The organism is Adlercreutzia sp. ZJ176 (assembly GCF_011038975.1).
In the GTDB taxonomy this organism is placed as follows: Bacteria; Actinomycetota; Coriobacteriia; order Coriobacteriales; family Eggerthellaceae; genus CAAEEV01.
Window position 1 is genome coordinate 37804 of the sequence record NZ_JAAKEC010000014.1, and the last position, 26820, is coordinate 64623.

A 26820-nucleotide genomic window follows, 5' to 3' on the forward strand; every position below is an offset into this window, starting at 1 on the left:
GCGCGGCGAGGTGCGACGGCGTGCGTCATGAGGAGAAAGCGGGCCCGACGTGTTGACTGACATTGAAATTGCCCAAGCTGCGCACCCGGAGCGCATCGGCGAGATTGCCAAAAAGGCTGGCATCAGCGAGAAGTACCTTGAGTGCTACGGAAACTGCAAGGCCAAGGTTGACTACAACCTGCTGCGCGAGGAGGAGCACGCTCCCGGCAAGCTCATCCTGGTGACGGCCATCAACCCCACGCCGGCGGGCGAGGGCAAGACCACCACCACGGTGGGCCTGGCCGACGCGCTGGCGCGCCGTGGCAAGAACGTCATGGTGGCGCTGCGCGAGCCGTCGCTCGGCCCCGTGTTCGGCATCAAGGGCGGCGCCGCGGGCGGCGGGTACGCCCAGGTGGTTCCCATGGAGGACATCAACCTGCACTTCACGGGCGACTTCCACGCCATCGGCGCGGCGAACAACCTGCTGGCCGCGCTTCTGGACGCGCACATCCACAACGGCAACGAGCTGGGCATCGACGTGCGCAAGATCACGTGGAAGCGCGTGGTGGACATGAACGACCGCCAGCTGCGCAACATCGTGGACGGCCTCGGCGGCAAAGCCCACGGCGTGCCGCGCGAGGACGGCTTCGACATCACGGTGGCCTCCGAGGTCATGGCCATCTTCTGCCTCGCCACCTCCATCACCGACCTCAAGGAGCGCCTCGGCCGCATCGTGGTGGGCTACACCTACGACGATCAGCCCGTGACCGCGCACGACCTGCATGCGGAAGGCGCCATGACCGCGCTTCTGAAGGACGCCCTCAAGCCGAACCTCGTGCAGACCCTCGAGGGCACGCCGGCGTTCGTGCACGGCGGCCCCTTCGCCAACATCGCGCACGGCTGCAACTCCATCATGGCCACGCGCATGGCCATGGCGCTCGGCGACTACTGCGTGACTGAGGCCGGCTTCGGCGCTGACCTGGGCGCGGAGAAGTTCCTCGACATCAAGTGCCGCCTGGCGGACCTCGCGCCCGACGCCGTGGTGGTGGTCGCCACGGTGCGCGCGCTCAAGAACCACGGCGGCGTGCCGAAGGCCGACCTCAACGAGGAGAACCTCGAGGCGCTCGAGGCGGGCCTGCCGAACCTGCTCCAGCACGTGGAGAACATCACGAAGGTGTACAACCTGCCCTGCGTGGTGGCGATCAACGCGTTCCCCACGGACACGAAGGCCGAGCTCGACCTGGTGGAGGCCAAGTGCCGCGAGCTGGGCGTGAACGTGGCGCTGTCCGAGGTGTGGGCGCGCGGCGGCGAGGGGGGCCTCGCGCTCGCCGACGAGGTGGTGCGCCTGTGCGCTGAGGGCGACGCCGAAGGGCGCAGCGCCGACACCTTCGAGTTCGCCTACGGCGACGAGCTCACGCTGGCGGAGAAGATCGAGGCCATCGCGCGGCGCGTCTACCATGCCGACGGCGTGGTGTTCGAACCGAACGCGAAGAAGGAGCTCGCGCAGCTCGAGAAACTCGGCTTCGGCGGCATGCCCGTGTGCATGGCCAAGACGCAGTACTCGTTCTCCGATGACCAGACCAAGCTCGGCGCGCCGCGCGGCTTCCAGGTCACGGTGCGCCAGGTGAAGGTGAGCGCGGGCGCCGGCTTCGTGGTGGCGCTCACGGGCTCCATCATGACCATGCCGGGCCTCGGCAAGACGCCCGCCGCGTTCAAGATCGACGTGGACGAGACCGGTAAGATCTCCGGGTTGTTCTAAGGTTTGCAAGGTGGTATGGCGCGGCGGTAGGCGCGCCATACCACCTCTTTATGCCCCTTTAAGCGGTGGTGCAGGCGCGCTATAATCGCGTCGGCGCTTCGTCGTCCGGGCAGCTTTCCGAGAAGGGAGGTTGCTTATGGATGCACAAACGGTTATCGCTGTGTGCGAAGTTCTTCTCGTTGTCATAGGCATTATTGGCCTGGTGCTGATGGGTAGAGGGTGACGAACGGCTTCGTTTTGACGTGAAAAAGCCCCGCTTAGTTTGGACACTGACGGGGCTTCACTCAAACGACGCTGCCCGGACTGGCGGGGCGCCTCTAGTTCGCATAGTAGCACGGTCGCCTGACGCTGTCTAGGTCGGCCGTGCAGAAGGAGCGGAACTCCATGTTAGATGCTGCTTTCATAGACGAGCTGGCGAGCTCCGCTCCCGTTCCCGGCGGGGGAGGGGCTTGCGCCTGCTGCGGGGCGCTCGCCTCGGCGCTCGCCTCCATGGTGGGCAACCTCACGGTGGGGAAGGCCCGCTACGCCGACGTCGAGGGCGAGGTGCTCTCGTCGCTGGGATGTCTGGCCATGCTGCGGGAGCGCCTGGTCGCGCTCGTCGACGAGGACGCGCGCGCCTTCGAGCCGCTGGCGGCGGCCTACCGCATGCCGCGCGAGACGCCTAAGGAGCGCGCGGCCAAGGAGGACGCGCTGCAGGAGGCGCTCGTCGGCGCGACCGAGGTGCCGCTTGATATCATGCGCACGTGCGCCGAGGTGCTGCGCGAGTGCGACTTCATGGCACGTTGCGGCAGTCGCATGGCGATGTCGGACGCGGGCACAGCGGCGCTCTTCGCGAAGGCGGCGCTTTTGGGTGCGAGCCTGAACGTGCTCATCAACGTGGGGTCGATGGCCGATGCCGCGCGCGCGGAGGCGTACCGCGCGCAGGCTGAGCAGCTTGCTGACGAAGGAGCGCGCCTCGCCGACGCGGTGTACGCCTTCGTGCTCGAAGAGCTTGGCGGAGCCTCGGCCTGAGACCTGCGGTCCGAGGACCTGAACCTGAGAAGAAAGGACCCGCATGGCGAAGCTGCTTACGGGCAAGCAAGTCGTTGCCTCCCTGGGGGAGGGGCTCGCGCCGCGCGTCGCGGCGCTTGCCGCGCGCGGCATCACCCCCACGCTTGCTGTCGTGCGCATGGGCGAGCGCCCCGACGACCTCTCCTACGAGCGCACGGCCGCCAAGCGCGCCGCGAGCCTCGGCATCGGCGTGCGCTCGCTCGCGCTGGCCGCCGACGCGTCCTTCGACGAGCTCGCGTGCGCCATCGAGGCGGTGAACGCCGACGCCTCCGTCCACGGCTGCCTTGTGTTCCGTCCGCTTCCGCCGCATGTCGATGAGGCACGCGCCTGCAACCTGCTGCTTCCTGAGAAGGACGTCGACGGGATCACGAGCTCGTCGCTCGCGGGCGTGTTCGCCGGAGCGCCGCAGGGCTTCCCGCCCGCCACGGCGCAGGCGTGCCTCGAGGTGCTCGACCATTACGGCGTTTCCGTGGAGGGCAAGCACGTGGTGGTGGTGGGGCGCAGCCTCGTCATCGGCCGGCCGGTTGCCATGATGCTGCTCGGCCGCAACGCGAGCGTGACGTTGTGCCACTCCAAGACCGAGGACCTTGAGTCCCTCACGCGCCTGGCCGACGTCATGGTCTGCGCCACGGGGCGCCCCCGCGCGTTCGGCGCGGCGTACTTCAGATCCGGCCAGACGGTGCTCGACGTGGGTATCAACTTCGACGCGCAGGGCGCCCTGTGCGGCGACGTCGATTTCGACGCCGTAGAGCCCGTGCTCGGAGACGCGGGCTCCATCACGCCCGTGCCGGGCGGCCTCGGCTCGGTGACCACGAGCGTCACCATGGCACATGTCGTGCAAGCAGCGGAAAAGATCGCGGAAGGATAGCCATGCCCCTGTTCACCCCCACTGAGATCACTGACAACTACATGAGCGCCTCGGTCGGCAAGGCGGCCTCCCTCGCATGGCGCCTGTTCGTGCTGGGCGTGGCTGCGGGCCTGCTCATCGGACTCGGCGCGGTCACCTCCTCCACGGCGGCGCACGCGCTCGACAACGCGGGCCTCGTGCGCCTGGTGTCGGGGCTCGTCTTCCCCATGGGGCTCATCATGGTGGTGCTCCTGGGCACCGAGCTGTTCACGGGCAACGCCCTCATGGTGACGGCGGCGCTCGACGGGCGGATCAGCTGGGGGCGCCTCGCGCGCAACTGGGCGATCGTGTACGTGGGCAACCTCGCAGGAGCGGTGGCGCTCGCGGCGCTCATGGCGTTCTTCGGGCAGCTCAACATCGGCGGCGGCGACCTGGCGGTCTACACGGCGAAGGTAGCGGCGAGCAAGGACGCGCTGCCGTGGGGCAACGCGTTCGTGCTCGGCATCTTCTGCAACCTCATGGTGTGCATCGCGGTGTATTTGGGCAACGTCGCTCAGGACGCGGCGGGGCGCATCCTGGGGCTCTACGTTCCCATCATGGGGTTCGTGCTGGCGGGCTTCGAGCACTGCGTGGCCAACATGTACTACATCCCGGCGGGTATCTTCGCGTACCTGAACCCCGCCTACACGCAGATGATCGTCGACGCGGGCATCAACACCGCCGTGCTCGACTTCGGCACGTTCGTCACGGCGAACCTCATCCCCGTCACGCTCGGCAACATCGTGGGCGGCGTGCTCGTGGGCGTGGTGATGTACGCCTGCCACGGCACGAAGAAGGCGAAGGCGGCGAAGGGCAAGGCGGCGAAGGCGTAAGTTCGCGCATTTTATCATGCGGTGGGCACCGCGAGCCTTTCTGCCGCCGTGCTTTGGCGTATGATGGTGACATGGCAAGTGGGCTCACATATCTGCGCAAGACCAGCTCAGCCGAGGCGACCAAGCAGCTGGCCTCCACGCTCGCGCCGTTTCTGCACGAGGGCGACGTGGTGGTGCTGAACGGCGACCTCGGCGCGGGCAAGACGCAGTTCGTGCAGGGCGTGGCGGCGGCGCTTGGCGTCACCTCCCCGGTGACCAGCCCTACCTTCAACATCCTGCTCACCTACGACGAGGGGCGCATCCCGCTGCACCACCTCGACCTGTACCGCCTCGACGACGCGAGCGAGCTCGAGGACATCGACTACTACGCGCTCATTGACGGCGACTCCGACGGCGCGACGTTCGTGGAGTGGGCGGAGAAGTTCCCCGACGAGCTGCCCTGCGACTACCTCGAGATCACCATAGCCGTTGACGCGGCGGGCCAGCGCATCGTGCGCGCGCACTCCTGCGGCTCCCGCGCGCGCCAGCTGCTGTTCGTGTGGGCGAGCGACTCGCGGTCGCGCCTCTCGAAGACGGCGGGGAGCGCCCGCTGACGTAAGCGGCCCTCTCGCCGCATCTGATAGAATGCACAACGCCAGCAAAGTCCGACACGGGTGGCGCCTCTCAAGGGAGGAGTTGCCTTATGCTGAAAGAAATTCTGAACTTCGTGCTCTACGGGTTACCGGCTTGGGTTGCGGCGGTTGCTTCGCTGTTGCCCCTGTTGCTCGGACGACGGAAAAATAAGTGATCGGATGGTGAGCGGGAGAAGCAGAAGGGGCCGGCTGCAACCGACCCCTTGATTCGAAAACACCACGCCGCCCGTACTCCGTTAACCAAACGCGGGCTTTGCTGGCATAGCTGCAGTATATCACGGGGCCGCCTCGGCAAGCAAGGCGGCCCCGTGCGAGATAGTTTGCGGAGGTTTGCGAAATTGCAGGCTCGATACGTGTTGGCGTTTGACACGGCCAATGAGGTGATCTCCATCGGCGTGGGCGCGCTTGACGCGGCCGCGCGCTCGGTCGCGCTCGTCGCGGCTGCCGAGGTGGCGGCGCGGCGCGCGTCGAACACGCAGCTTCTGCCGCGCATCGACGCGCTGCTCCGGGATGCGGGCGTGGCGCGCGAGGACATCGCGTGCGTGGCGGTGGGGCGCGGCCCGGGCTCGTTCACGGGCGTGCGCATTGCCATGGCCACGGCCAAGGGGATCGCGAGCGCGCTCGAGGTGGGCCTCGTGGGCGTTTCGACGCTCGACGCGGTGGCGTGGGGTGCGTGGCGCGCGGGCGTGCGCGGGCACCTGCTCGTGGCGGCTGACGCCATGCGCAAGGAGGTGTACCCGGTCGAGTTCGACGTGAGCGACGCGGGCACGGCGCGCCTCGGCGAGGACCGCGTGGTGAAGGCGGATGCGTGCGCGAAGGAGTACGCGGCTGAGGGTGCCGATCCCGCCGCCGGCGAGGGCGCGGGGCAGCTCAGTCGCTCGGACAGTCCTGCTTCGCACGGAAGCGCCGCCGGCGCTTCCGGCTCGTGCGGAACTCGCTTGGTGAGCAGCCCCGAGCCCTCGTCGGCTCCCGACGCGGCGGAGGCAGAGCGGGGCTCAGTCGCTCATTCTTCCGGGCAGCTGCTCATCACGGGGGATGCGCTCAGGAAGTATGCCGACCTGTTCGCGGCGTGCGGCGTGCTGCTCCCCGAGGAGCAGTGGACGCCGACGGGCGCGGGCCTGCTGCTGGCGCTGCAGGCGGCGTGGCGCGCCGGCGAGGCGGACCCCCTCGACGCGCGTCGGCATGACCCGGTGTTCGCGCTGCCGGTGTACACGCGCCTGTCGGACGCCGAGGAGGCTGAGCGCGCGCGTCTCGCGCGCGCGGACCAGGCGCTCGCCGGCGCGCGCGGCAGCAAGCACGTCACCATGAACGACACGGCCATCGCCAACGCGCGCGCGAACGGCGAGGGCATCGCCTACAAGCCGCTCGACGCGGCACACGTGGCCAACGTGGCTGCGCTCGAGGAGCGCATCATGGGGTCTGACGCGTGGAGCGCGGCGCTCGTCGCCGACGAGCTGGGCCGCGCCGACCGCGTGTGGTGGGCGGCCTTCGCGGCCGATCCCTCCATGCCGCTTCCGCCTGACGCGCCGCTCGTGGGCTATGCGGGCGGCTGGGTGGTCGACGGCGACGTGCAGATTCTCAAGGTGGGGACCGCGCCCGAGCACCGCCGGCGCGGCATCGCCGCCGAGCTCGTCGCGCGCGTGGCCGCCGACGCGCGCAACCTGGGCGCGCGCACGAGCTCGCTCGAGGTGCGCGCGGCGAACGCGGGTGCGCAGGCGCTCTACGCGGCGCTCGGCTACGCGAGCCTCGGCGTGCGCCCGCGCTACTACTCCGACGGCGAGGACGCCCTCATCATGAAGGCGGAGGCGCTGCCTGCTGCGCGCAAGGACGTCGCGGGCATGGAGCTGCAGCGCCTCGACGACGGGGGCGCCGCGCGCGGAGGCGCGGGCGCCGCTGGTGCAGGCGCGTTTGGTGCGGGAGCGACCGGCGCAAGCGCAAGCGCGGCAGGCACAGGCGCCGACGCAGGCGCGTCCGCACTCGCCGCGGACGCGGGCCCGGCGTCCGAGCCCGTCCGCCCGCTCATCCTCGCCATCGAGTCCTCCTGCGACGAGACGGCCGCCGCCGTCGTCAACGGGGACGGCATCCTGCTCTCTGACGTGGTGGCCTCGCAGATCGACTTCCACGCGCGCTTCGGCGGCGTGGTGCCTGAGATCGCGAGCCGCAAGCACATCGAGGCCATCTGCGGCGTGTGCGACGAGTGCCTCGACGTGGCGGCCGCCCGCCTCGGCGGCGCGCCGGGCAGCCTGCGCTGGCGCGACCTCGACGCCGTGGCGGTCACCTACGCGCCGGGGCTCGTGGGCGCGCTCGTGGTGGGCGTGGCGTTCGCGAAGGGCGCGGCGTGGGCGGCTGGCGTGCCCTTCATCGGCGTGCACCACCTCGAGGGCCACCTCTATGCGAACAAGGTGGGCGCGCCCGACTTCGCGCCGCCCGCGGTGGTGTCGCTCGTGTCGGGCGGCAACACCCTGCTCGTGCACATGCGCGACTGGGGCGACTACGCCACGCTTGGCGCCACCATCGACGACGCGGTGGGCGAGGCGTTCGACAAGGTGGCGAAGGCGCTCGGGCTGGGGTACCCCGGCGGCCCCGTGATCTCGCGCTACGCGAAGGACGGCAACCCGGAGGCCATCGCGTTCCCCCGCGCCATGATGCACTCGGGTGATCTGCGCTTCTCGCTCTCGGGCCTCAAGACCGCGGTCGTCACCTACGTCAACCAAGAGCGCGCGGCCGGGCGTGAGCTTGACGTGCCCGACGTCTGCGCGAGCTTCCAGCAGGCGGTCGTCGACGTGCAGGTGGCGAAGGCGAAGCGGGCGCTCGAGGAGACGGGCGCGCGCACGTTCTGTCTTGGCGGCGGCGTGGCGGCCAACCCCGTGCTGCGCGCGGCCTACGAGGAGCTGTGCGCGAAGATGCGCGTGCGGCTGGTCATGCCGCCTCTGCACTCGTGCGGCGACAACGCGGGCATGATCGCGCTCGTGGCGCTCGACCGCTACCGCGCGGGCAGGTTCTTCGGGCTCGACGCCGACGCCCAGGCCCACGCCGACCTCGACGAGCCGTACTAGCGCGCAGCGCGCCGCCCCGGCTCAGGGCAGGCGGGCGCTTCGGGCTCGCGGCTCGCAAACTCGCGGCTCGCAACGCGCGGCGCTCCCGCGGTTCCCGCGCGCCGCTACTCCCAGCTCTCGAGCAGCCGCCGCACGATGGCGGCGCAGTCGGCGGCAGCGCGCGCCTCGAAGACGGGGTAGTCCACGGCGTCCGACCCGTCGGCCTTGTCGGATATGGCGCGCACGATGCCGCAGGGCACGCCGCCCAGCCAGCACGCCTGCGCGATGGCGGCGCCTTCCATCTCGCAGCACGCGGCGCCGAACGTCGTGCGGATGCGGGCCTTCTCCGCGGCGTCGCGCACGAAGCGGTCGCCGGAGGCCACGCGCCCCTCGTGCACCCCGACGCGGCACGTCGCGCGCACCGCGTTTGCGAGCCGCTCGCGCAGGCGCACGTCGCAGGGGAACGCGAGCGCGTCGAGCCCCGGCGTCTGCCCGGGCGCGTACCCGAGGTTGCAGACGTCCATCAGGTGGTTCACGGCGTCGGTCGCCACCACCACGTCGCCGATGTCGATCGCCGCGTCGAGCGAGCCGGCCACGCCGGTGTTCACCACGTGCGTGACGCCGAAGCGGCCGATGAGCACCTGCGCGCACACGGCGGCGTTCACCATCCCCACGCTGCACTGCACCACCACGGCGGGCGTGCTCCCGATGACCCCCTCGAAGAAGTCCCTGTTCGCGCAGGTGGTGACGCGCACGTCGTCGAGCGCATCGCGCAGGGCCTCCACTTCGACGTCCATGGCGCCGATGACGCCGACCTTCACCGTCATGCCGTCCTCCTTCTGCGCTAGTCGAGCAGCGCGGGGTAGGCGGTGTGCGCCTCGTCGAGCACCTCGAGCGTCTCGGCCACGTAGCGGCGCGCCCACCACTTCGCCTGCGCGAGGTCGGAGTCGTGGTAATTGCCGCACTCCTCGGGGCGCGCGCCGGGGATCTCGCCCTCGAAGTCGCGCGCGAACGTGAACAGGCGCAGCACCAGGTCGGCGACGTCAGCGGGCTCGTACGCGCCGAACACCACCAGGTAGAAGCCCGTGCGGCAGCCCATGGGGCCGAAGTAGACCACGCGGTCGGCCCACGCGGCGTCGTTGCGCAGGAAGGTGGCGCCGAGGTGCTCGAGCGCGTGTACGGCGGCGGTGTCCATCACCGGCTCGCGGTTCGGCGCGGTCATGCGCAGGTCGAACGTGGTGGTCACGCAGCCGGTGGCGGCGTCCGCGTCGCTGCGCGACACGTACACGCCCGGCTCGAGCACGGTGTGGTCAACGGAAAAGCTGGCGATTCGCTCCATGGGTCAAACTCCTTCGGATGATGCTCGGATGCCGCCTGGCGGTGCGCGGGGTGCGCTCGGCGGCGCGCGGGGCGCGCGAGGGCGCTGCGCTAGATTGTATACGATCTAGCGCGCGGCGCAGCCAAAACCGCTACACTAGGACGTGACGGTGTTTTGCGGGCGCTGCGGTTCCGGTCGCGCGTTCGATTGTTCTGACGAGGGAGAACGGGGCTATGGCGGGTTCTGCGCACGTGGTGTCCGACGACGAGGTGACCGAGGGCGCGACGGCGCGCGCATCCGCCGCATCCGCCGGGAAGGCGGCTGCCCAGCCGCGGCTGTGGACGGCGGTGTTCGTGCTCATCGTGCTGCTGACGTTCTGCTGCTTCGTGATGGGGCAGGGGCTGAACGCGGGCACGTCGGTGTTTCTCTCGCGCGTGGGCTACGGCGCGTCGCTCGCGGGCGTGCTCGCGCTGGTGTTCTCGGCCTCGGCGGCGGTCGCGCGCCTGGTCATCGGACCGATCATCGACGCCGGGAAGTGCTCGCTGGTCATCCTTCTGGGCATGGTCATCCTGCTGGCGGGCACGGTCGTGCCGCTCGCGGGGCAGGGCGTGGCGCTCTACACCGCAAGCCGCGTGCTGCAGGGCGTGGGATTCGCCATGGCCACCACCGCCGCGTCGACGGCGGCGGCTGACGTGCTGCCGCGGGCGCGCCTGGGCGAGGGCATCGGCTACTACGGGCTCGGGCAGGCGCTCGCCATGTCGGTCGGGCCGGCGCTCGCGCTCTTCCTCGCGGGGACCGACCCCGCGTCGAACCTGTACGCGGGCTTGTCGCTGGTGGCGGTCGCCGGGCTGGCGGTCGCGTTCTTCACGCGCTACGAGCGCAAGCCGCTTGCGCTGCCCGAGACCTCGGCGTTCCGCGAGCGCTGGGAGCGCGCCGAGCGTGCGAAGGCGCAGGCCGCGGAGGCAGAGCCGCAGGCGGCGAAAGGGGAGGCTGCGCAGGCCGCGAAGGGGGAGGCCGCGCAAGCTGTGCCGGCCGTGCAGGCCGCGCAGGGGAAGGCTGCGAAGGCGCCGTCCTTCTTCGAGCCGCGCGCGCTTCCCGGCGCCATCCCCATGACCATCATGTGCCCCACCTTCGGCTTCGGCATCTTCTTCGTGGGCCTCTACGGCACGCAGATCGGCGTGGCGAACGCGAGTCTGTTCTACACCATTTCGGCCATCAGCATGATCGCCGTGCGCCTGAAGTCGAAGTCGTTCATGGACCGCGTGGCTCCCATCAAGACGTTCACGGTGGCGGTGGCGTGCGGCCTGGTCACGTGCGTGATGCTCTACTTTGGGCCGGCGAGCGACTACGTGTTCTACGCAGCGGGCGTCTTCTACGGGCTGTGCCTCGGCATCAGCCTGCCGCTCAACCAGGCGGTTGCGGTGAAGAACACCCCGCCCGAGCGCTGGGGCGCCACCAACGCGCTGTTCCTGCTGATGAACGACGTGGGCATCGGATTGGCCAGCGCGCTGTGGGGATTCACCAACGACGCCTTCGGCTTCGGCGTCACCATCTGCCTGGTGATGGTCTGCCTCGTCGCCTCCTACGTCGCCGCCTGGGTCTTCTACCCCGAGAAGGACCGCGCCTGGAGGTAGGGCGCCGCCGCGCTCCTCACTTGCGCCTGGCGCCGCGCTCCTGCTCCGCCGCGCCCGCGTCCTTCCTCCCGCTCCGCCGCGCCCGCGCCCGTCCGCCTGGCCTCGGGGTGCCTGCGTCCGCTCGCCAGCCGCTACCGCGGCTTGCGCGCCACGTGGACGGCGGCTATGCCGCCCGTGTAGTTCTTCCAGGTGACGTCGCGAAAGCCCGCCTCCTCCATGAGGGCGGCGAGGCCCTGCTGGTCGGGGAAGGCGCGGATCGACTTCGCCAGGTACACGAAGCCGTCCCGATCGCCGGTGATGAGCCCGCCCCAGAACGGGATGAGGTGCCTCAGGTAGAAGCCGTAGAGCGCGCGCCATGCCCGGTTCGGCGGCGTGGAGAACTCGAGGCACACGAGCGCGCCGCCGGGGCGCAGCACGCGGTACATCTCGGAGAGGGCGCGCGGGCGGTCGGGCATGTTGCGGATGCCGTAGGCCATGGTGATCGCGTCGTAGCTCGCGTCGGGGTACGGGATGTTCTGCGCGTCGACCACCTCGAACTCCACGGGCACGCCGCCCGCGGCGCCCGCCGCGCGGTGCATGCGTGCCACGTCGAGCATCTCGGGCACCAGGTCGGTGCACTGGATGCGCGCGGGCCGCTTCGCGCGCGCCACCGCGAAGGTGACGTCGCCCGTGCCGCCCGCGATGTCGAGCACCTCGTCGGTCGCGCTGATGGGGGCCTGGCGCATCATGCCGGCGAGCCACAGCCGGTAGGCGCCGAAGCTCGAGACGGCGTTGAACCGCTCGTATTTTCGGGCGATCTGCGAGAAGATGCTCTTCACGCGCTCGGATGAAAGCTCGGCGGGCGCTTCCTCGCCCGTTGCGGTGTCGATGCTCAAGGTGTGTACTCCCCGGAATCGCGGTGGGACCGTTCAAACGCGTCTAGTATATCTGTTTTCATATCCGTTTTCGCGGGCGCATCGCCGCGAAGAAGCGGTACCATAGCCGATTGGACTATCCACGCCGACCTTCGCACGTTAAGGAGTACCCATGCTGTCTGAGCGCATGCTCACCACCGTTGTCAAGCAGCTCGCCCGCTGCGAGCTGGCGCTGAAGCCCACCGACGAGACGATGATGCCCGCGCCCGAGCCGGGCCGCAAGTACATGCTCTACATGCACGTGCCGTTCTGCCAGCGCCTGTGCCCGTACTGCAGCTTCAACCGCTACGCCTTCCGCGAGGACGTGGCGCGGCCCTACTTCGCCAACATGCGCAAGGAGATGCTCATGGTGCGCGACCTGGGGTACGACATCGAGAGCATCTACATGGGCGGCGGCACGCCCACCGTCATGCTCGACGAGCTGTGCGAGACGCTCGATCTGGCCCGCGACATCTGGGACATCAGGGAGGTGGCGTCCGAGACGAACCCGAACCACCTGGTGCAGCCCTATCTCGACGCGCTCAAGGGCCGCGTGCAGCGCCTCTCCGTGGGCGTGCAGAGCTTCAACGACGATCTTCTGAAGCAGATGGACCGCTATGACAAGTACGGCAGCGGCGAGGAGATCTACGAGCGCATCGCAGGCGCGCTCCCGTACTTCGACTCGCTGAACGTCGACATGATCTTCAACTTCCCGAGCCAGACCGAGGAGATCCTCTTCGACGACTTGGAGAAGGTCGCCACGTGCGGCGCGCGCCAGACCACGTTCTCGCCGCTGTACGTGTCGCACGGCACCATGAGCAAGATGGCGCGCACCCTCGGCAAGATGGACTACCCGCGCGAGTACCGCTACTACCAGATCCTCGACGGCGTGCTCGCGGGCGGGGATGACCCGCTGTTCCACCGCACGACGCTGTGGACCTTCACGCGCAACGGCGCCGACGAGGCGACGCGCGACGGCGCGCCGCAGATCGACGAGTTCCAGACGTTCTACGACCAGTACCCCGCCATCGGAAGCGGCTCCATCACGTATCTGAACCGCAGCCTCTACGTGAACACGTTCAGCATCAAGGAGTACAACGAGGCCATCGAGAGCGGGCGGATGTCGCTCATGGGCCGGAGCGACATGTCCGAGCGCGACCTCATGCGCTACTGCTTCTTGGTGAACCTCTACAAGCTGCGCCTCGACAAGCGCGCCTTCGCGCGCGAGTTCGGCGTGAGCATCGAGCGCGGCCTGCCCGTCGAGCTCGCGTTCATGCGCGCGAACCGCGCGTTCGCCACCGACACGCCCGACGAGCTCACCCTCACGCCGCGCGGCCGCTACCTCGTGGTGGTGATGTACCGCCAGTTCCTGAGCGCTATGAACAACCTGCGCGAGCAGGCGCGCAACGCCCTGTCCGGCCCGGAGCGCGAGCTCCTCTTCGGCGACGGCACCCAAAGGTAGGGAAGGGGAGCCGCCGCGCGCCGCGCAAAGGCGGCGGGCGGCAGCTTTGCGTGTCTCGCGTTGCCCTGCGCTCCCGCGCGCAGGGGCGGGGCCTCCGCGTACGTCTCAGCTGCGTTGTGATGCGATTTCAGCCAGCTGCGCTCCCGCGCGCAGGGGCAGGGCCTCCGAGCGTCCCGCGCGGCGCGTCCGCCGCGCGCCTTCAACCGCAAAGAGTGTGTGTTTGGGCGCGGGCGGCGAGGCGGGTTCGCCGCCCAGTGCTATGATACGAATCTGATCCAGTTTCGCGGACACGAAGAAGGTGCCCATGCTTATTTGCGCACAATACGTATTCCCCATAACGTCTGATCCCATCACGGGCGGCGCCGTGCTCGTGCGCGATGGCAAGATCCTCGACGTCGGCAAGGTCGAGATGCTGCGCCTGCGCTATCCCGAGGAGGAGGTGGTCGACTACGGGCTCGCGGCCGTCATGCCGGGGCTGGTCGACCTGCACACGCGCCTCGAGAAGTCGGTGCTGCGCGGCATGGTGGCCGACATGCCCTACGCCTCGTGGATCCTGTCGGTCATCGAGCGCTCGGGCCGCCTCGAGGCGGGCGACTGGTACGACTCCGCCATCCTCGGCGGCCTCGACGCGCTGTCAAGCGGCATCACCACCATCGCCGACATCACCTCCACGGGCGCGGCGTGCACGGCCACCCAGAAGCTCGGCCTGCGCGGCGTGATGTACCGCGAGGTGGGCGTCATGGACAAGCAGCGCGTGAGCTTCGCCATGCGCTCGGCCGAGAAGGACATCATGCACTGGCGCGAGGAGGTCGACCCCGACCGCGTGACCGTCGGCATCGCCCCGGCGGCCGTGTACGCCACGCACCCGTCGGTGTTCGGGCTCGTGTCGGAGTTCGCCTGCAAGGAGGGCCTGCCGGTGGCCATGCGCCTGGCGGGCAGCCACGAGGAGTTCAACTTCGTGAAGTACGGCTCCTCGATGTTCTCGGTGCACACCATGGACGAGGCCAAGCGCGGCTACGTGGAGATCCCGCCGTGGATGCCCACGGGCGTGACCCCGGTGCGCTACGCGCTGAACTGGGGCGCGTTCGAGTCGCCCAACGTGCTTTTGGTGCACGCCGTGCACGTCGACGAGGAGGACATCAAGAAGATGCGCGAGTACGACGTGGCCGTCTGCACCTGCCCGCGCGCGAACGCGCAGCTCGGCATGGGCGTGGCGCCGCTCGGCGCGTTTCTGCGCGCGGGCCTGCGCACCGGCCTCGGCACCGACTCGCCCGCCGCCACCGAGTCGACCGACATGCTCTCCGAGATGCGCGTGAGCATGCTCATCCAGCGCGCGCTCGACACGCGCCGCTTCCTCGACTCCACCACCATGCTCGAGCTCGCCACCATGGGCGGCGCTCGCGCGTTAGGGCTCGAGGACAAGATCGGCTCGCTCGACATCGGCAAGTGCGCCGACCTCATCGCGGTCGACCTGTCGAGCTCGCACCAGTCCGCGGGCGCGAACCCCGTCTCGGCGGTGGTCAACACCTGCTCGGCCTCAGACGTCCTCATGACCATGGTGGACGGCAGGATGCTCTACGAGAAGAACCACTGGCACGTGGACGTGGAGGTTGCGAAGAACATTGCCCGCGTGATCGAGATTCGCACGAAGTTGCGCGTCTAGTTAGGGCATAATAGGCCGCGCGCCGCAGGCGAGCCCGTCCGCGGTGCGCACGCGAGAAGAGAAAGCGTCGAAGGCAAGGCGAAATGGCACACTCGAAAAAGCAGCAGGACAAGTCGCGCAACAAGCTGACGCGCGAGCAGAAGGCCGCGCGCGTGAAGGCTGCCGAGGAGCGCGAGCGCCGCGCCGAGCAGCAGCGCGAGCGCGCCGCGCGCACCAAGAAGATCTTCACGGTAGTGGTGTGCGTGATCCTCGTCCTGGCGCTGGGCATCCCCACCATGGCCCTCACCGTGCTGTCGCTCTAGCGATCGTGAAAGGACTCCCACTTTGTTTGGCATCGGAGGATTCGAGCTCTTCCTCATCCTGCTGTTCGGGTTTCTGATCTTCGGGCCCGACAAGCTGCCTGCCATGGCGAAGACCGCCGGCCAGGCCATCGCGAAGTTCCGCAAGGCGCAGGAGGAGATGAGCGGCACGCTCAAGGCCGAGGTGTTCGACAAGGACGCCGACGCCCCGTTCAAGAACCCGCTCGACGTGATCGACAACGCGGCGGCCAAGACGAAGAAGACGGCTGACGCGGCCAAGAAGACGGCGGTCGAGGCAGCTGAGAAGGCCGAGAGCTTCGCCGAGCGCAAGGCGCGCTACGACCGCGAGCGCGCGGCCCGCAAGGCGGCCGAGAAGGAGGCGGCGGAAGCTGCGGCGGCTGCGGCCGCGACGGCGGCGGCCGAGCCCGTGGCCGAGGTCGCGAGCAAGGCGGTCGTCGAGGCGGCCGACGCGGGCGCGGCCGCAGCCGCGGGTACGGGCGCGGGTGCTCCTACGGGCGCCGAAACCCCCGCGGGCGCCGCGGCTCCTGTGGCCCCCGCGGGCGCCTCCGCCGACGGAAAGGAGGCATAAGCCATGCCCATCGGTCCGGCGCGCATGCCCCTTTTCGATCACCTCGGCGAGCTGCGCATGCGCCTCGTGCGCATCGTGGCGTGCCTCGCCATCGCGGTGGTGGTGTTCTACATGGCCACGCCCATCATGGGCCAGTTCCTGCTTCTGCCCATCGCTGAGTTCCTGCCCATGGACCCGGCGAGCGGCATGGCGTCGCTGCAGGCCATCGACCCGTTCGAGGCGTTCTCCGTGCGCTTCGAGATATCGCTGTTCGCAGGCCTCATCGCCACCTCGCCGGTCATCCTGTGGCAGCTTCTGGCGTTCTTCCTCCCGGCGCTCAAGCCCAAGGAGCGCAAGTGGTTCATCCCCACGTTCGTCGTGGCCGTGCTGCTGTTCATCTTGGGCGTGGTGTTCTGCTACGCCGTCATCCTGAACGCGGCGTTCCAGTGGCTCACCGACCAGGCCGCCGGCCTGGGGTATGTGGCCCCGCGCATGTCAACCTACATTGACATCATCATCAAGTTCGAGATCGCCTTCGGCTTCGCCTTCGAGCTGCCGCTCGTGATCTTCTACCTGGTCATCTTCGACGTGATCCCGTACAAGAAGCTCAGGCAGAGCTGGCGCACCATCTACGTGGTGCTCATGGTCCTCTGCGCCATGGTCACGCCCGACGCCTCGCCGGTCACCATGATGCTCATGTTCGCCGCGATGGTCGGCCTCTACGAGGTCAGCCTGGCGATGGCGCGCATCGTGCTCGCGCGGCGCATCAAGCGGCAGAACGAAGAGCTTGCGGCGGAAGAGGACGAGTAACGTGCACGAGCTGGGAATCATGACGGGCGTCTTAGAGGCGTCCACCACGGCCGCGCACGACGTGGGCGCCACGAAGCTCCTCGGCGTGAAGCTCTCCATCGGGGAGATGACCGAGGCCATCGAGGACGCGCTCGTGTTCGCGTGGGAGGCGCTCACCGAGGACGACCCGTTCACGCAGGGCGCCGCGCTCGAGGTGAACATGGTGAGCCCGAAGAGCCGCTGCCTCGAGTGCGGGGCGGAGTTCGAGCACGACCGCTTCCATATGTTCTGCCCGGAGTGCGACAGCTTCGCCACCGAGCTCATAGCCGGTCGAGAGATGCAGATCGACTCGATCGAGGTCGACCTGCCGGATGAGGAGTAACCGATGCAAATCGACATCAAGCAGCCCATTCTGGACAAGAACGACACGCTGGCCGCCGAGCTGCGCGCCCGCTTCGCCGCCAACCACGTGTTCGTGCTCGACCTTCTGGCCAGCCCCGGCTCGGGCAAGACGTCCACCATCCTGGCCACCATCGACGCGCTGCGCGACGAGTTCAACATCGCCGTGATCGAGGGCGACATCGCCTCGAGCGTCGACGCGGAGAAGATCAAGGCGCAGGGCATCGCCGCCGTGCAGATCAACACGGGCGGGGCGTGCCACCTGGAGAGCGCCATGGTCAAGCGTGCGATCGACGTGCTCGACCTCGAGCGGCTCGACCTCATCATCATCGAGAACGTGGGTAACCTCGTGTGCCCCACCGACTTCGACCTCGGCGAGAACGCCAAGGTGATGATCCTGTCGGTGCCCGAGGGCGACGACAAGCCGCTCAAGTACCCCGGCGTGTTCCAGATCGCCGAGGCCGTGGTGCTCAACAAGGTGGACACCATGCCGGTGTTCGACTTCGACCGCGAGGCGTTCGACGCCTCCGTGCGCCAGCTGAACCCGGGCGCGCCCATCTTCCCCATAGCCGCCACGAAGGGCGACGGCGTGGACGCGTGGGCCAGCTGGCTGGCGGAGCTCATCCGCGCCGTCTAACGTGCGCTGCGGCTCCTTGCGGCAGCCGACCGAGCCCCTTGTGCGGGGCTGTCTCGGGCGGGCGCCGCAAGAAGCCTCGCTGGCTTTTGCCTGACGGATGACTTTTGCCTCGTTGCAGATTGAGGTTGCTTGCGGCAGCCGATGACTTTTCGGGCCCTCGTGGTTTCGCAACACGGCGGAAACACGGGGGCCTCATACTGTTCTCGCTCGCTTGCAAGCGCGCAAGCGAAGAGGGAAGCGGAGAGGGGAGGGCCCATGCAGCCCCAGCAGATGTACCAAGCGTGCGTTGACGCCCTGCGCGCCTACGTGCGCGGCGCGGGATTCGAGGACGTCGTCATCGGGTTGTCGGGCGGCATCGACTCGAGCGTGGTGGCCGCCATGGCGGTTGACGCCTTCGGGCAGGACCACGTGCACGGGGTCCTGCTCCCCGGGCCCTACTCGTCGGACCACTCGGTCGACGACGCCGAGGCGCTTGCGGCCAACCTCGGCATCGACGTGCGCACCGTGTCGATCTGCGAGCCGTTCGAGGCGTTCGAGCACGTGCTCGCGCGTGCGTGCGGCGGCGAGCTTCGGGGCCTCGCGGCCGAGAACACGCAGGCGCGCTGCCGCATGGTGTGCCTCATGGCCATCTCGAACGCCCGCGGCTGGATGATGCTGAACACGGGCAACAAGTCCGAGGCGTGCATGGGCTACTCCACGCTCTACGGCGACACCGCGGGTGCGTTCGCCCCGATGGGCGGCGTGTACAAGACCGACGTGTACGCCATGGCGCGCTGGCGCAACCGCCGCGCCGCCGAGGAGGGCTCGGTGTTGCCCATCCCCGTGAACGTGTTCGTGAAGCCGCCGAGCGCCGAGCTCGCGCCGAACCAGAGCGACGAGGACTCCATGGGAATCGATTACGCCACGCTCGACGCGATCCTCGTGTCCTACGTGGAGCGCGGGCGCGACGCCGCCGCCCTCGTCGCGGAGGGGTTTGACGCCGCGCAGGTCGACTACGTGATCCGCCGCACGGACTCCTATGCGTTCAAGCGCGCCCTCGAGCCGCCCTGTCCGGACGTGGCGTTCTACGAGTAGCGCTCAGCGCTGGCGCGCGCCAGGTGCCGCCCACGTCATCCCGAGCGGAGCGTCTGCGTCAGGCGCCCACTCCGCGTCATCCCGGGCAGTGGGTTGTCCTTGTGTGTCATCCTGGGTGGAGCATACCTGCGCCGTCCTCTCGTGTCATCCTGAGCGGAGCGCCCGCAGGGCGCGCAGTCGAAGGATCTGGTCGCAAGTGGGTTGTGCATGCGGGTTGCGCAGGCAGCTCGCACATGCGGGTGCGCCGTGCCCGGGCCCGGATCCTTCGACCCGCTTCGCAAAAGTGCTCAGCGCTGGCGCGCTTGCTCTCAACGCCATGAGGCTTGGGTGCTCCCGCGCATCATGACGCGGGCGCGCGCGATTGAGCTCGCAAGTGTGCGTGCGCGGCGTTCCCCCATGTCATTCTGGGCAGCTGGTTGTTCTTGTGCGTCGTCTTGAGCGGAGCGTCTGCGTCAGGCGTCCACTCCGCGTCATCCCGGGCAGTGGGTTGTCCTTGTGTGTCATCCTGGGCGGAGCATACCTGCGTCGTCCTCCCGTGTCATCCTGAGCGGAGCGCCCGCAGGGCGCGGAGTCGAAGGATCTGGTCGCAAGGGGATGGCGCATGCGGGCGCGTCGTGCCCGGGGCCGGATCCTTCGACCCGCTTCGCTCGCTCAAACGCTCCTATAACGTCAAGGGGGCGGATCGCCCAGGGGTGGCATGGGAAGGGATGGCGCTGCAGGGTTCTTGGGACCTTCACGCCGAGGGGCGTGCAGATTTTTCGAGCTGTTTTGGCAGAAATCTTCAGATATTGGTCGTCTTATCATTGGATTATGGGGGTCAGCCCGCGGGCGAGAATTCCTGACCTGCGGATACGCTGAGCGTCGCGAGGCGCGAGCCTCCTGGTTGGTGATGTTTCAGCCTCGGAGAGACAAATATCTGAAGATTTCTGCCAAAATGCCCTGTCAAATTTGCACGATGCTCTGGCTCTGGCCTCGACCTCGGCCTCGGCCTTGGCGTCGCGTGATGTGCGCGACCATGCGGACACGCGCGCTTGCGCGTGCAAGAGCCTTGCATCCCCCCGTGTCATCCTATATAACATGGAGTCGAAGGATCTGGTTGCGAGCAGCTTGCGCATGTGACCGTGCGGGCTCATACACTGCGTGGCGTATGGCGTGCGGCGCGCGCGATCGTGTAGTATGGGCGCATGGACGAAAACGAGACATCGCTGCGCGACATGCTGGTGCGTGACGAGCCGATGACCGCCGTCGACTGGCTCGTCGACGCGGTGGTCGCGCTCGGCGCGTTCGGCTTCGGCTGCCTGCAGCTCACGCTCTCGGTGAACCTGCTCGTGCCTGACGAGGCGCTGCGTCGCCTGCTCGGCATCGAGGCCGTGGTGCCGACCGCCTACGCCATCGTGGCGGTGCTGCTCACGTGCGCGCCGCTCGTCGTGCGCCGCCGCCTTCCCTGGCCCGCCTTCGCAGCCAGCGTCATCGTCTGGATGTTCTTCCAGGCGCAGGTCAACGCCGTGTCGCTCTCGCTCATAGGGCCGCTTGTGGCCCTGTTCACGCTCGCGCTCGAGTGCTCGCGCTACGAGGCGCTCGCGGCTGGCATCGCGAGCGCCGCGGTGCTCCTGCTCGTGCCCTCGGCGGCCTCCTCGTCGACGCTCGCCTCGCTCTCGCTCGTGCAGAACGTCGCGTTCGTGGCGGCGGCGGGGTTCGCGGGCTATGCGCTGCAGGTGCGCCAAGCCTTCCTGCGCGCGGCTGAGGAGCGCGCGGCCGAGGCCGAGCGCACGCGCGAGAGCGAGGCGCAGCGACGCGTGGAGGCCGAGCGCGTGCGCATCGCGCGCGAGGTGCACGACATCACGGCGCACTCGCTGTCGGCGGTGAGCATCCAGGCGGCGGTAGCCGAGCGGCTCGCGGAGTCCGATCCGCAGGCGGCCAAGGAGGCCATCGCGGCGGTGCGCGCCACGTCGAAGTCGGCCCTCGACGACATCCGCGCCATGATCGGCGTGCTGCGCGCGCCGGCGGGCGAGCAGGCTGAGACGGCTCCCACGGCGGGCACCGACCAGCTGCCCAACCTCGTCGCCTACCTGCGCCAGGCGGGCGTGGCGTGCGCGCTTGACCGGGAGGGGTATGACCGCGCGCTCGTGCCGGCGCACCTCGACGTGGCCCTCTTCGGCATCGCGCGCGAGGCGTGCACGAACATCGTGCGCCATGCCCACGCCGCCCACGCCTCCATCGCGCTGCGCACCACCGCCGGGTACGCCGAGCTTTCCGTGGAGGACGACGGGCGCAGCTTCGACTATGCGGCGGCGCGCGCCGCCGGCGCTCCGTTCGGCCACGGGCTCGAGGGCATGGCCGAACGCGCCCACGTGCTCGGCGGCAGCTTCAGCGCCGCGCCGCGCGCCGCCGGCGGCTTTGCCGTGCGCGTCAGCATCCCCCTTCCGACCAAGGAGGCTTCCGACCATGCCTGATTCGCTTTCCGGGGACGTGCGCATCCTCGTCGCCGACGACCAGGAGCTCGTGCGCAGCGGGTACGCGGCCATCCTCGGCTCCTACGAGGGGCTGCGCGTGGTCGGCGCGGCGCGCAACGGCGAGGAGGCCGTGCTGCGCGCGACCGAGCTGCGCCCCGACGTGGTGCTCATGGACGTGCGCATGCCGGTGCGCAACGGCATCGAAGCCACGCGCGACATCACCGCGAACCCCCTGCTCGCGGACACGCGCGTGCTCGTGCTCACCACGTTCGACATCGACGAGTACGTCTACGACGCCCTGGCCGCGGGCGCGAGCGGCTTTCTGCTGAAGGACGCCGACCCTGACGACATCGCGCACGCCGTGCGCGTGGTGGCCGCGGGCGACGCGCTCATCCAGCCCTCGGTCATGCGGCGGCTCGTGGAGACGTTCGTGGCCGCGCGGCCGCGCGCGGGCCGGGGGAGCATGGGGCGGGCGGGCGACGCCGCCGCGGCGCTCTCGAGCCTGACCGACCGCGAGCGCGAGATTCTCGCGCTGGTGGCGCGCGGCCTCACCAACGACGAGATCGGCGCCGAGCTGTTCATCTCGCCCGCCACGGTGAAGACCCACCTCGCGCGCGTGATGGGCAAGGTCGACGCGCACGATCGCGCCCAGCTCGTGGTGTTCGCCTACGAGAGCGGCCTAGTAACCCCCGGCGCATAAGGGGAGTCCCTGCCCCGCCCGTCCGCCCCGCACCCGCCCCGCCCCTGACCCGCGTCACCTGCCCCGCCCCGTGCCCGCTTCGCGTCACCTGCCCCTTTCGCAGCTTCCCGCCCATCCCTTCCCCGCGCTCACCCGCCCCGCAGCTTCTCGCCCGCCCCGCGCCACTTGTTCGTTCACGCCCATATTCGCATTGCGCTGCCTGTCCACCCCGTGTCATCCTGAGCGGAGCGCCCGCAGGGCGCGGAGTCGAAGGATCTGGTCGCGAGGGGATGGCGCATGCGGGTGCGCCACGCCCGGGGCCGGATCCTTCGACTCGCTTCGCTCGCTCAGGATGACATGGGGGGCTGCCCGCTCAGGATGACATAAGTGGGGGCTGCCCACCCAAGACATAAGGGAAGGCTGCTCGCTCAGGACATGGGCACCCGCGTTGCGTCTCCGGTTGTTGGTCCCGCCCCGCAGCTTCCTACCCATCCCCTCCCCGCGCTACTTGCCCATTCCCGCCTCGCATTGTGCCGCCTGCCCATTCCCGTGTCATCCTGAGCGGAGCGCCCGCAGGGCGCGGAGTCGAAGGATCTGGTCGCGAGGGGATGGCGCGTGCGGGCGTGCCTCCTCCCAATATGGCGAACGCGTGAAAATACGCGCGCCCTTCGCCGGGATTTCCCCAAAGCGCTTGCATCCTCGGGGAGGGCTGGTATCATAGCTCACGTCTTTAGCACTCACACCCATTGAGTGCTAGCACTCGCGCAGCGCGAGTGTTCAAAAGGTAACAGGCGGCAACGCTTTAACTCGATTGAAAGGAAGGCAGCGCTATGAATCTGAAGCCTTTGGGCGACCGCGTCATCATCCGTGCCGACGAGGCCGAGACCACCACGGCATCTGGTCTGTACCTGGCCACCGAGTCCAAGGAGAAGCCCCAGACCGGTACCGTTCTGGCCGTGGGCGAGGGCAAGCTCGACAAGGACGGCAACAGGGTCGAGGTGCCCGTCAAGGTGGGCGACCGCGTGCTCTACGGCAAGTACGGCGGGACTGAGGTCACGGTTGACGGCGAGGACGTGCTGATCATGCGCGCCGACGATCTTTACGCGGTCTTCGCGTAAGGCAACCTGGCAAGGCACCTGACGGCTTTCCGTGGCGGCCGCCTAGCCGTTCAAGCCTGTCGCTGGGCTCGGACACGGCGCGAAGGCCGCTTACCTCGCGCCAGCTCGGGCTTTCGCGGCTATGCGACTCACCACGAAAAAGCCTGCGATCATCGTCGTTGAACCACTTGTCGAACTACTCACTGAATCTCTTTCTGAAAGGAAGATGCATACATGGCTAAGGAAATTAAGTTCGAGGCGGACGCGCGCAGCGGTCTCGCCACCGGCGTCAGCAAGCTCGCTGCCGCCGTCAAGGTCACCCTCGGGCCCAAGGGCCGCTACGTGGCGCTTGAGAAGTCCTACGGCGCGCCGGTCATCACCAACGACGGCGTGACGGTGGCCAAGGAAGTCGAGCTCGAGGATCCCATCGAGAACATGGGTGCCCAGCTCGTGCGCGAGGTTGCCGTGAAGACCAACGACGTCGCGGGCGACGGCACCACCACCGCCACCCTGCTCGCCGACGTCATCGTCTCCGAGGGCCTGAAGAACGTCACCGCCGGCACCGACGCGCTCGGCATCCGCCGCGGCATCGAGAAGGCCACCGACGCGGTGGTCAACGCCATCAAGGAAGCGGCCACCCCGGTTTCCACCAAGGAGCAGATCGCCAACGTCGGCACCATCTCCGCGGGCGACGCCGAGATCGGCGAGAAGATCGCCGAGGCCATGGACCGCGTGGGGCATGACGGCGCCATCTCCGTCGAGGAGTCCCAGACCTTCGGCATCGAGATGGACATCGTCGAGGGCATGCAGTACGACCGCGGCTACATCTCCCCGTACATGGCCACCGACATGGAGAAGATGGAGGCCGTCCTCAAGGATCCCTACATCATGCTCACCGACCAGAAGGTCTCCAACGTGCAGGACTTCGTGCCGCTGCTCGAGGAGGTCATGCGCTCCGGCCGCCCGCTGTTCCTCGTCGCCGAGGACGTCGAGGGCGAGGCGCTCGCCACGCTGCTGCTCAACAAGCTGCGCGGCACCATCAACGTGGTCGCCATCAAGGCCCCTGGCTTCGGTGACCGCCGCAAGCGCATCCTCGAGGACATCGCCGCCGTCACCGGCGCGCAGGTGATCGACAAGGACTTCGGCATGACGCTCGCCGACGCCACCGTCGAGATGCTCGGCACCGCCAAGACCGTCAAGGTCACCAAGGACAACGCCCTCATCGTGGACGGCGCGGGCGACAAGGCCGCCATCGACGCCCGCATCGGCCAGATCAAGGCCGAGCTCGAGCGCTGTGATTCCGACTTCGACCGCGAGAAGCTCCAGGAGCGCCTCTCCAAGCTCTCCGGCGGCGTGGCCGTGCTCAAGGTGGGCGCTGCGACCGAGTCCGAGCTCAAGGAGAAGAAGTCCCGCATCGAGGACGCGCTGCAGGCGACGCGCGCGGCCGTCGAGGAGGGCATCGTGGCCGGCGGTGGCGTGGCGCTCGTGAACGCCATCCCCGCGCTCGACGCCATCGACGCCGACGACGAGGAGAAGGTCGGCGTGGCCATCATCCGCAAGGCGCTCGAGGCTCCGATGCGCGCGATCGCCGAGAACGCGGGCTACGAGGGCTCCGTCGAGGTCGCCGAGGTCAAGAAGGCCGAGGCCGGCTGGGGCCGCAACTACAAGACGGGCGCGTGCGGCGACATGATCGCCATGGGCGTGAACGACCCGGTGAAGGTCACCCGCACGGCGCTGCAGTCCGCAGCCTCCGTGGCCAGCCTGATCCTCATCACCGAGGCCACCATCAACGAGATCCCGAAGGAGGGTCCGGACCTGTCCGCGCTCGCCGGCGCGATGCAGGGCGGCGGCGGAATGTACTAGGCCCCTGTTCCGCTCGCCCCGACGGACGAGCAGAGCAGCTCGACGCGGCGAAGGGCTGAGGTGCCCACCTATGCCCCCTCTCGCTGACGTTACGAACGACTTGCGAGTTTCACCATTAGAGGGAGCGCCTGCTTTGCGGGCGCTCCCTTGCATTAGAATGTGACAGCTATGGAGGAAATCACGCACATCATCACGCACACGCTCGAGCACGCAGTTGCCGACACGCTCTACCTGATCCCGTTTCTGTTCGTGACGTACCTGGCCATGGAGTGGCTTGAGCACGCCTCGGGCAAGCGCACGCAGGAGGCGGTGCAGCGCGCGGGAGCGGCGGGCCCGCTCGTCGGCGCGCTGCTCGGCGCGGTGCCCCAGTGCGGTTTCTCGGCGGCCGCGTCCACGCTGTACGCGGGCCGCGTGGTCACGCTCGGCACGCTGTTCGCGGTGTTTCTGTCCACCTCCGACGAGATGCTGCCGATCTTTCTGGCCGAGCAGGTCCCGCCCCTCACCATCGTGAAGGTCGTGGGCGCGAAGGTGATCATCGGTCTGTGCATGGGGTTTGTGGTGGACGCCGCGCTGCGCCTGGCACGGCGCGACAAGCAGCGCCTGCGCATCCACGAGCTCTGCGAGCGCGACCGCTGCCGCTGCGCGGGCGACTGCGCCACGTGCGCGGACAACCCCGAGCTGGTCTACGAGCACCATGACGACTGCGCGCACGGCTGCACGCACGAGCACCACGCGCACGACCACGGCCATGACCACGCGCGCGGGTGGGCTGGCATCGCGAAGAGCGCGCTTTTGCACACAGTGCAGGTGACGGCCTTCATCTTCGCCATCACGCTCGTGCTCAACGGCGTGCTCGAGGTGGTGGGCGAAGACGCGCTCGCCCGCGTGATCGGCGCGAACGCGGCGCTCTCGGTGCTCGCGTCGGCGCTCGTGGGCCTCGTCCCCAACTGCGCGGCCAGCGTGGTGATCGCGCAGCTCTACCTGGAGGGCGTGCTCGGCGCGGGCGCCATGATGGCGGGCCTTCTGGTGTCGGCCGGCGTGGGCCTGCTCGTCCTCGTGCGCGCCAACCGCCACGCGCGTGAGAACCTCGCGATCGTCGGCGTGCTCTACGCAACCGGCGTGGCCTGGGGCCTTATAATCAACGCATTGGGAATCGTCTTTTAGCTGCGAGAAAGGGAGGGCCTCATGGCTACACTCAACGCGGGCATGACGCGCGAGGCGGCGTTCGAGCTGCTCTGCGCGCACAACAAGGAGCCGTTCCACATCGAGCACGGCGAGACGGTCGAGGCCACCATGCGCTACTTCGCGCGCGAGTTCGACCCTGAGAACGAGGAGTTCTGGGGCATCGTGGGCCTGCTGCACGACCTCGACTGGGAGGAGCACGACGACGAGCCCGAGATGCACACCATCTACGCCGCGGCCGACATCGAGGCGGCCGGCGGCACGCCCGAGCTCATCCGCGCCATCCAGAGCCACACGTCCGACTACAACCCCGCGCTTCCCCATCCGGAGCTTGAGATGGAGAAGATCCTGTTCGCCACCGAGGAGCTCACCGGGCTCATCGGCGCGGCGGTGGTCATGCGCCCGAGCAAGAGCGTCATGGACTTCGAGGTGAAGTCGCTCAAGAAGAAGTTCAAGGACAAGCGCTTCGCCGCCGGCGTCAGCCGCGACGTCATCCGCGAGGGCGCCGCGATGCTCGGCTGGGAGCTCGACGAGCTCTTCGACCGCACCATCAAGGCCATGCAGTCCTTCGCTCCCGACCGAGACACGTTCGGGAAGGAGTAGCGCAGGCGGCGGCGCGCCTCGTCGCGCGCTTCA

General features: G+C 68.8%; 24 protein-coding genes. 21 read left to right on the forward strand and 3 right to left on the reverse strand.

Annotation, left to right across the window (positions count from 1 at the left end; genetic code table 11):
• Positions 1-49 precede the first annotated feature (49 nt).
• The 6 genes from G7Y50_RS08535 (at position 50) to tsaD (ending at position 8195) form a co-directional block, all read left to right on the forward strand.
• Positions 50-1738, forward strand: a complete 1689-nt coding sequence (locus tag G7Y50_RS08535; protein WP_165053012.1) for a formate--tetrahydrofolate ligase — start codon at positions 50-52, stop codon at positions 1736-1738.
• Positions 1739-2122: 384 nt separating this feature from the next.
• A complete protein-coding gene (locus tag G7Y50_RS08540; protein ID WP_165053009.1) occupies positions 2123-2749 on the forward strand; it encodes a cyclodeaminase/cyclohydrolase family protein in 627 nt (208 codons plus the stop codon).
• A 43-nt stretch (positions 2750-2792) separates the two neighbouring features.
• Positions 2793-3656, forward strand: coding sequence for a bifunctional 5,10-methylenetetrahydrofolate dehydrogenase/5,10-methenyltetrahydrofolate cyclohydrolase (locus G7Y50_RS08545; RefSeq protein WP_165053006.1), 864 nt, complete (start codon positions 2793-2795; stop codon positions 3654-3656).
• 2 nt (positions 3657-3658) lie between these two features.
• On the forward strand, positions 3659-4507 hold the full coding sequence (locus G7Y50_RS08550; RefSeq protein ID WP_165053003.1) for a formate/nitrite transporter family protein: 849 nt from the start codon (positions 3659-3661) through the stop codon (positions 4505-4507).
• Positions 4508-4578: 71 nt separating this feature from the next.
• Positions 4579-5100 carry a tRNA (adenosine(37)-N6)-threonylcarbamoyltransferase complex ATPase subunit type 1 TsaE gene (tsaE, locus tag G7Y50_RS08555; RefSeq protein ID WP_206214814.1) on the forward strand — a complete coding sequence of 174 codons (522 nt, stop codon included), beginning with the start codon at positions 4579-4581 and terminating at the stop codon, positions 5098-5100.
• Positions 5101-5492: 392 nt separating this feature from the next.
• Positions 5493-8195: a tRNA (adenosine(37)-N6)-threonylcarbamoyltransferase complex transferase subunit TsaD gene (tsaD, locus tag G7Y50_RS08560; protein WP_241156454.1), complete on the forward strand. Its 2703-nt coding sequence runs from the start codon at positions 5493-5495 to the stop codon at positions 8193-8195.
• A gap of 104 nt (positions 8196-8299) precedes the next feature.
• On the opposite strand, the gene G7Y50_RS08565 is transcribed toward tsaD, so the two are convergent.
• Positions 8300-9001 carry a 5'-methylthioadenosine/adenosylhomocysteine nucleosidase gene (locus G7Y50_RS08565; RefSeq protein WP_165052997.1) on the reverse strand — a complete coding sequence of 234 codons (702 nt, stop codon included), beginning with the start codon at positions 8999-9001 and terminating at the stop codon, positions 8300-8302.
• A gap of 17 nt (positions 9002-9018) precedes the next feature.
• Complete coding sequence (locus G7Y50_RS08570) at positions 9019-9513, reverse strand: S-ribosylhomocysteine lyase (protein WP_165052994.1); 495 nt, start codon at positions 9511-9513, stop codon at positions 9019-9021.
• Positions 9514-9725: 212 nt separating this feature from the next.
• Between G7Y50_RS08570 and G7Y50_RS11945 the strand changes: the two genes are divergently transcribed.
• Positions 9726-11126: an MFS transporter gene (locus G7Y50_RS11945; RefSeq protein ID WP_206214815.1), complete on the forward strand. Its 1401-nt coding sequence runs from the start codon at positions 9726-9728 to the stop codon at positions 11124-11126.
• A 131-nt stretch (positions 11127-11257) separates the two neighbouring features.
• Here G7Y50_RS11945 and G7Y50_RS08585 read toward each other — a convergent pair whose 3' ends face one another.
• Positions 11258-12001, reverse strand: coding sequence for a class I SAM-dependent methyltransferase (locus tag G7Y50_RS08585; protein WP_165052991.1), 744 nt, complete (start codon positions 11999-12001; stop codon positions 11258-11260).
• A gap of 151 nt (positions 12002-12152) precedes the next feature.
• On the opposite strand from G7Y50_RS08585, the gene G7Y50_RS08590 reads away from it, so the two are divergent.
• The 14 genes from G7Y50_RS08590 to G7Y50_RS08655 all read left to right on the forward strand — a co-directional run bounded on the left by G7Y50_RS08590 (position 12153) and on the right by G7Y50_RS08655 (position 26787).
• The gene (locus G7Y50_RS08590) at positions 12153-13481 is read left to right on the forward strand and encodes a coproporphyrinogen III oxidase family protein (protein WP_165052988.1); all 1329 of its coding nucleotides are present in this window, start codon (positions 12153-12155) and stop codon (positions 13479-13481) included.
• Between the two features lie 304 nt (positions 13482-13785).
• A complete protein-coding gene (locus G7Y50_RS08595) occupies positions 13786-15144 on the forward strand; it encodes an amidohydrolase family protein (RefSeq protein ID WP_165052982.1) in 1359 nt (452 codons plus the stop codon).
• 83 nt (positions 15145-15227) lie between these two features.
• On the forward strand, positions 15228-15446 hold the full coding sequence (locus G7Y50_RS08600) for a CASC3 protein CASC3 (protein WP_165052962.1): 219 nt from the start codon (positions 15228-15230) through the stop codon (positions 15444-15446).
• Between the two features lie 22 nt (positions 15447-15468).
• Positions 15469-16032 (forward strand): twin-arginine translocase TatA/TatE family subunit, encoded by a 564-nt coding sequence (locus G7Y50_RS08605; RefSeq protein ID WP_165052959.1) that lies wholly within the window; start codon positions 15469-15471, stop codon positions 16030-16032.
• Between the two features lie 3 nt (positions 16033-16035).
• Complete coding sequence (gene tatC / locus G7Y50_RS08610; RefSeq protein ID WP_165052955.1) at positions 16036-16821, forward strand: twin-arginine translocase subunit TatC; 786 nt, start codon at positions 16036-16038, stop codon at positions 16819-16821.
• Position 16822: 1 nt separating this feature from the next.
• Positions 16823-17182: a hydrogenase maturation nickel metallochaperone HypA gene (locus tag G7Y50_RS08615; RefSeq protein WP_165052952.1), complete on the forward strand. Its 360-nt coding sequence runs from the start codon at positions 16823-16825 to the stop codon at positions 17180-17182.
• A 3-nt stretch (positions 17183-17185) separates the two neighbouring features.
• Positions 17186-17836: a hydrogenase nickel incorporation protein HypB gene (gene hypB / locus G7Y50_RS08620; protein ID WP_165052949.1), complete on the forward strand. Its 651-nt coding sequence runs from the start codon at positions 17186-17188 to the stop codon at positions 17834-17836.
• A gap of 255 nt (positions 17837-18091) precedes the next feature.
• Complete coding sequence (gene nadE, locus G7Y50_RS08625) at positions 18092-18910, forward strand: NAD(+) synthase (RefSeq protein WP_165052946.1); 819 nt, start codon at positions 18092-18094, stop codon at positions 18908-18910.
• A 1184-nt stretch (positions 18911-20094) separates the two neighbouring features.
• Positions 20095-21363 carry a sensor histidine kinase gene (locus tag G7Y50_RS08630; RefSeq protein ID WP_241156453.1) on the forward strand — a complete coding sequence of 423 codons (1269 nt, stop codon included), beginning with the start codon at positions 20095-20097 and terminating at the stop codon, positions 21361-21363.
• Entirely contained in the window at positions 21356-22063 is a 708-nt protein-coding gene (locus tag G7Y50_RS08635) for a response regulator transcription factor (protein ID WP_165052942.1), read from the forward strand. The genes G7Y50_RS08630 and G7Y50_RS08635 overlap by 8 nt, the downstream gene beginning before the upstream one ends.
• An 809-nt stretch (positions 22064-22872) precedes the next feature.
• A complete protein-coding gene (groES, locus tag G7Y50_RS08640) occupies positions 22873-23160 on the forward strand; it encodes a co-chaperone GroES (RefSeq protein ID WP_165052939.1) in 288 nt (95 codons plus the stop codon).
• A 213-nt stretch (positions 23161-23373) separates the two neighbouring features.
• The gene (gene groL, locus G7Y50_RS08645) at positions 23374-25002 is read left to right on the forward strand and encodes a chaperonin GroEL (RefSeq protein WP_165052936.1); all 1629 of its coding nucleotides are present in this window, start codon (positions 23374-23376) and stop codon (positions 25000-25002) included.
• 168 nt (positions 25003-25170) lie between these two features.
• Positions 25171-26166, forward strand: a complete 996-nt coding sequence (locus G7Y50_RS08650; RefSeq protein ID WP_165052932.1) for a putative manganese transporter — start codon at positions 25171-25173, stop codon at positions 26164-26166.
• 21 nt (positions 26167-26187) lie between these two features.
• A complete protein-coding gene (locus tag G7Y50_RS08655; protein ID WP_165052930.1) occupies positions 26188-26787 on the forward strand; it encodes an HD family phosphohydrolase in 600 nt (199 codons plus the stop codon).
• Positions 26788-26820 lie beyond the last annotated feature (33 nt).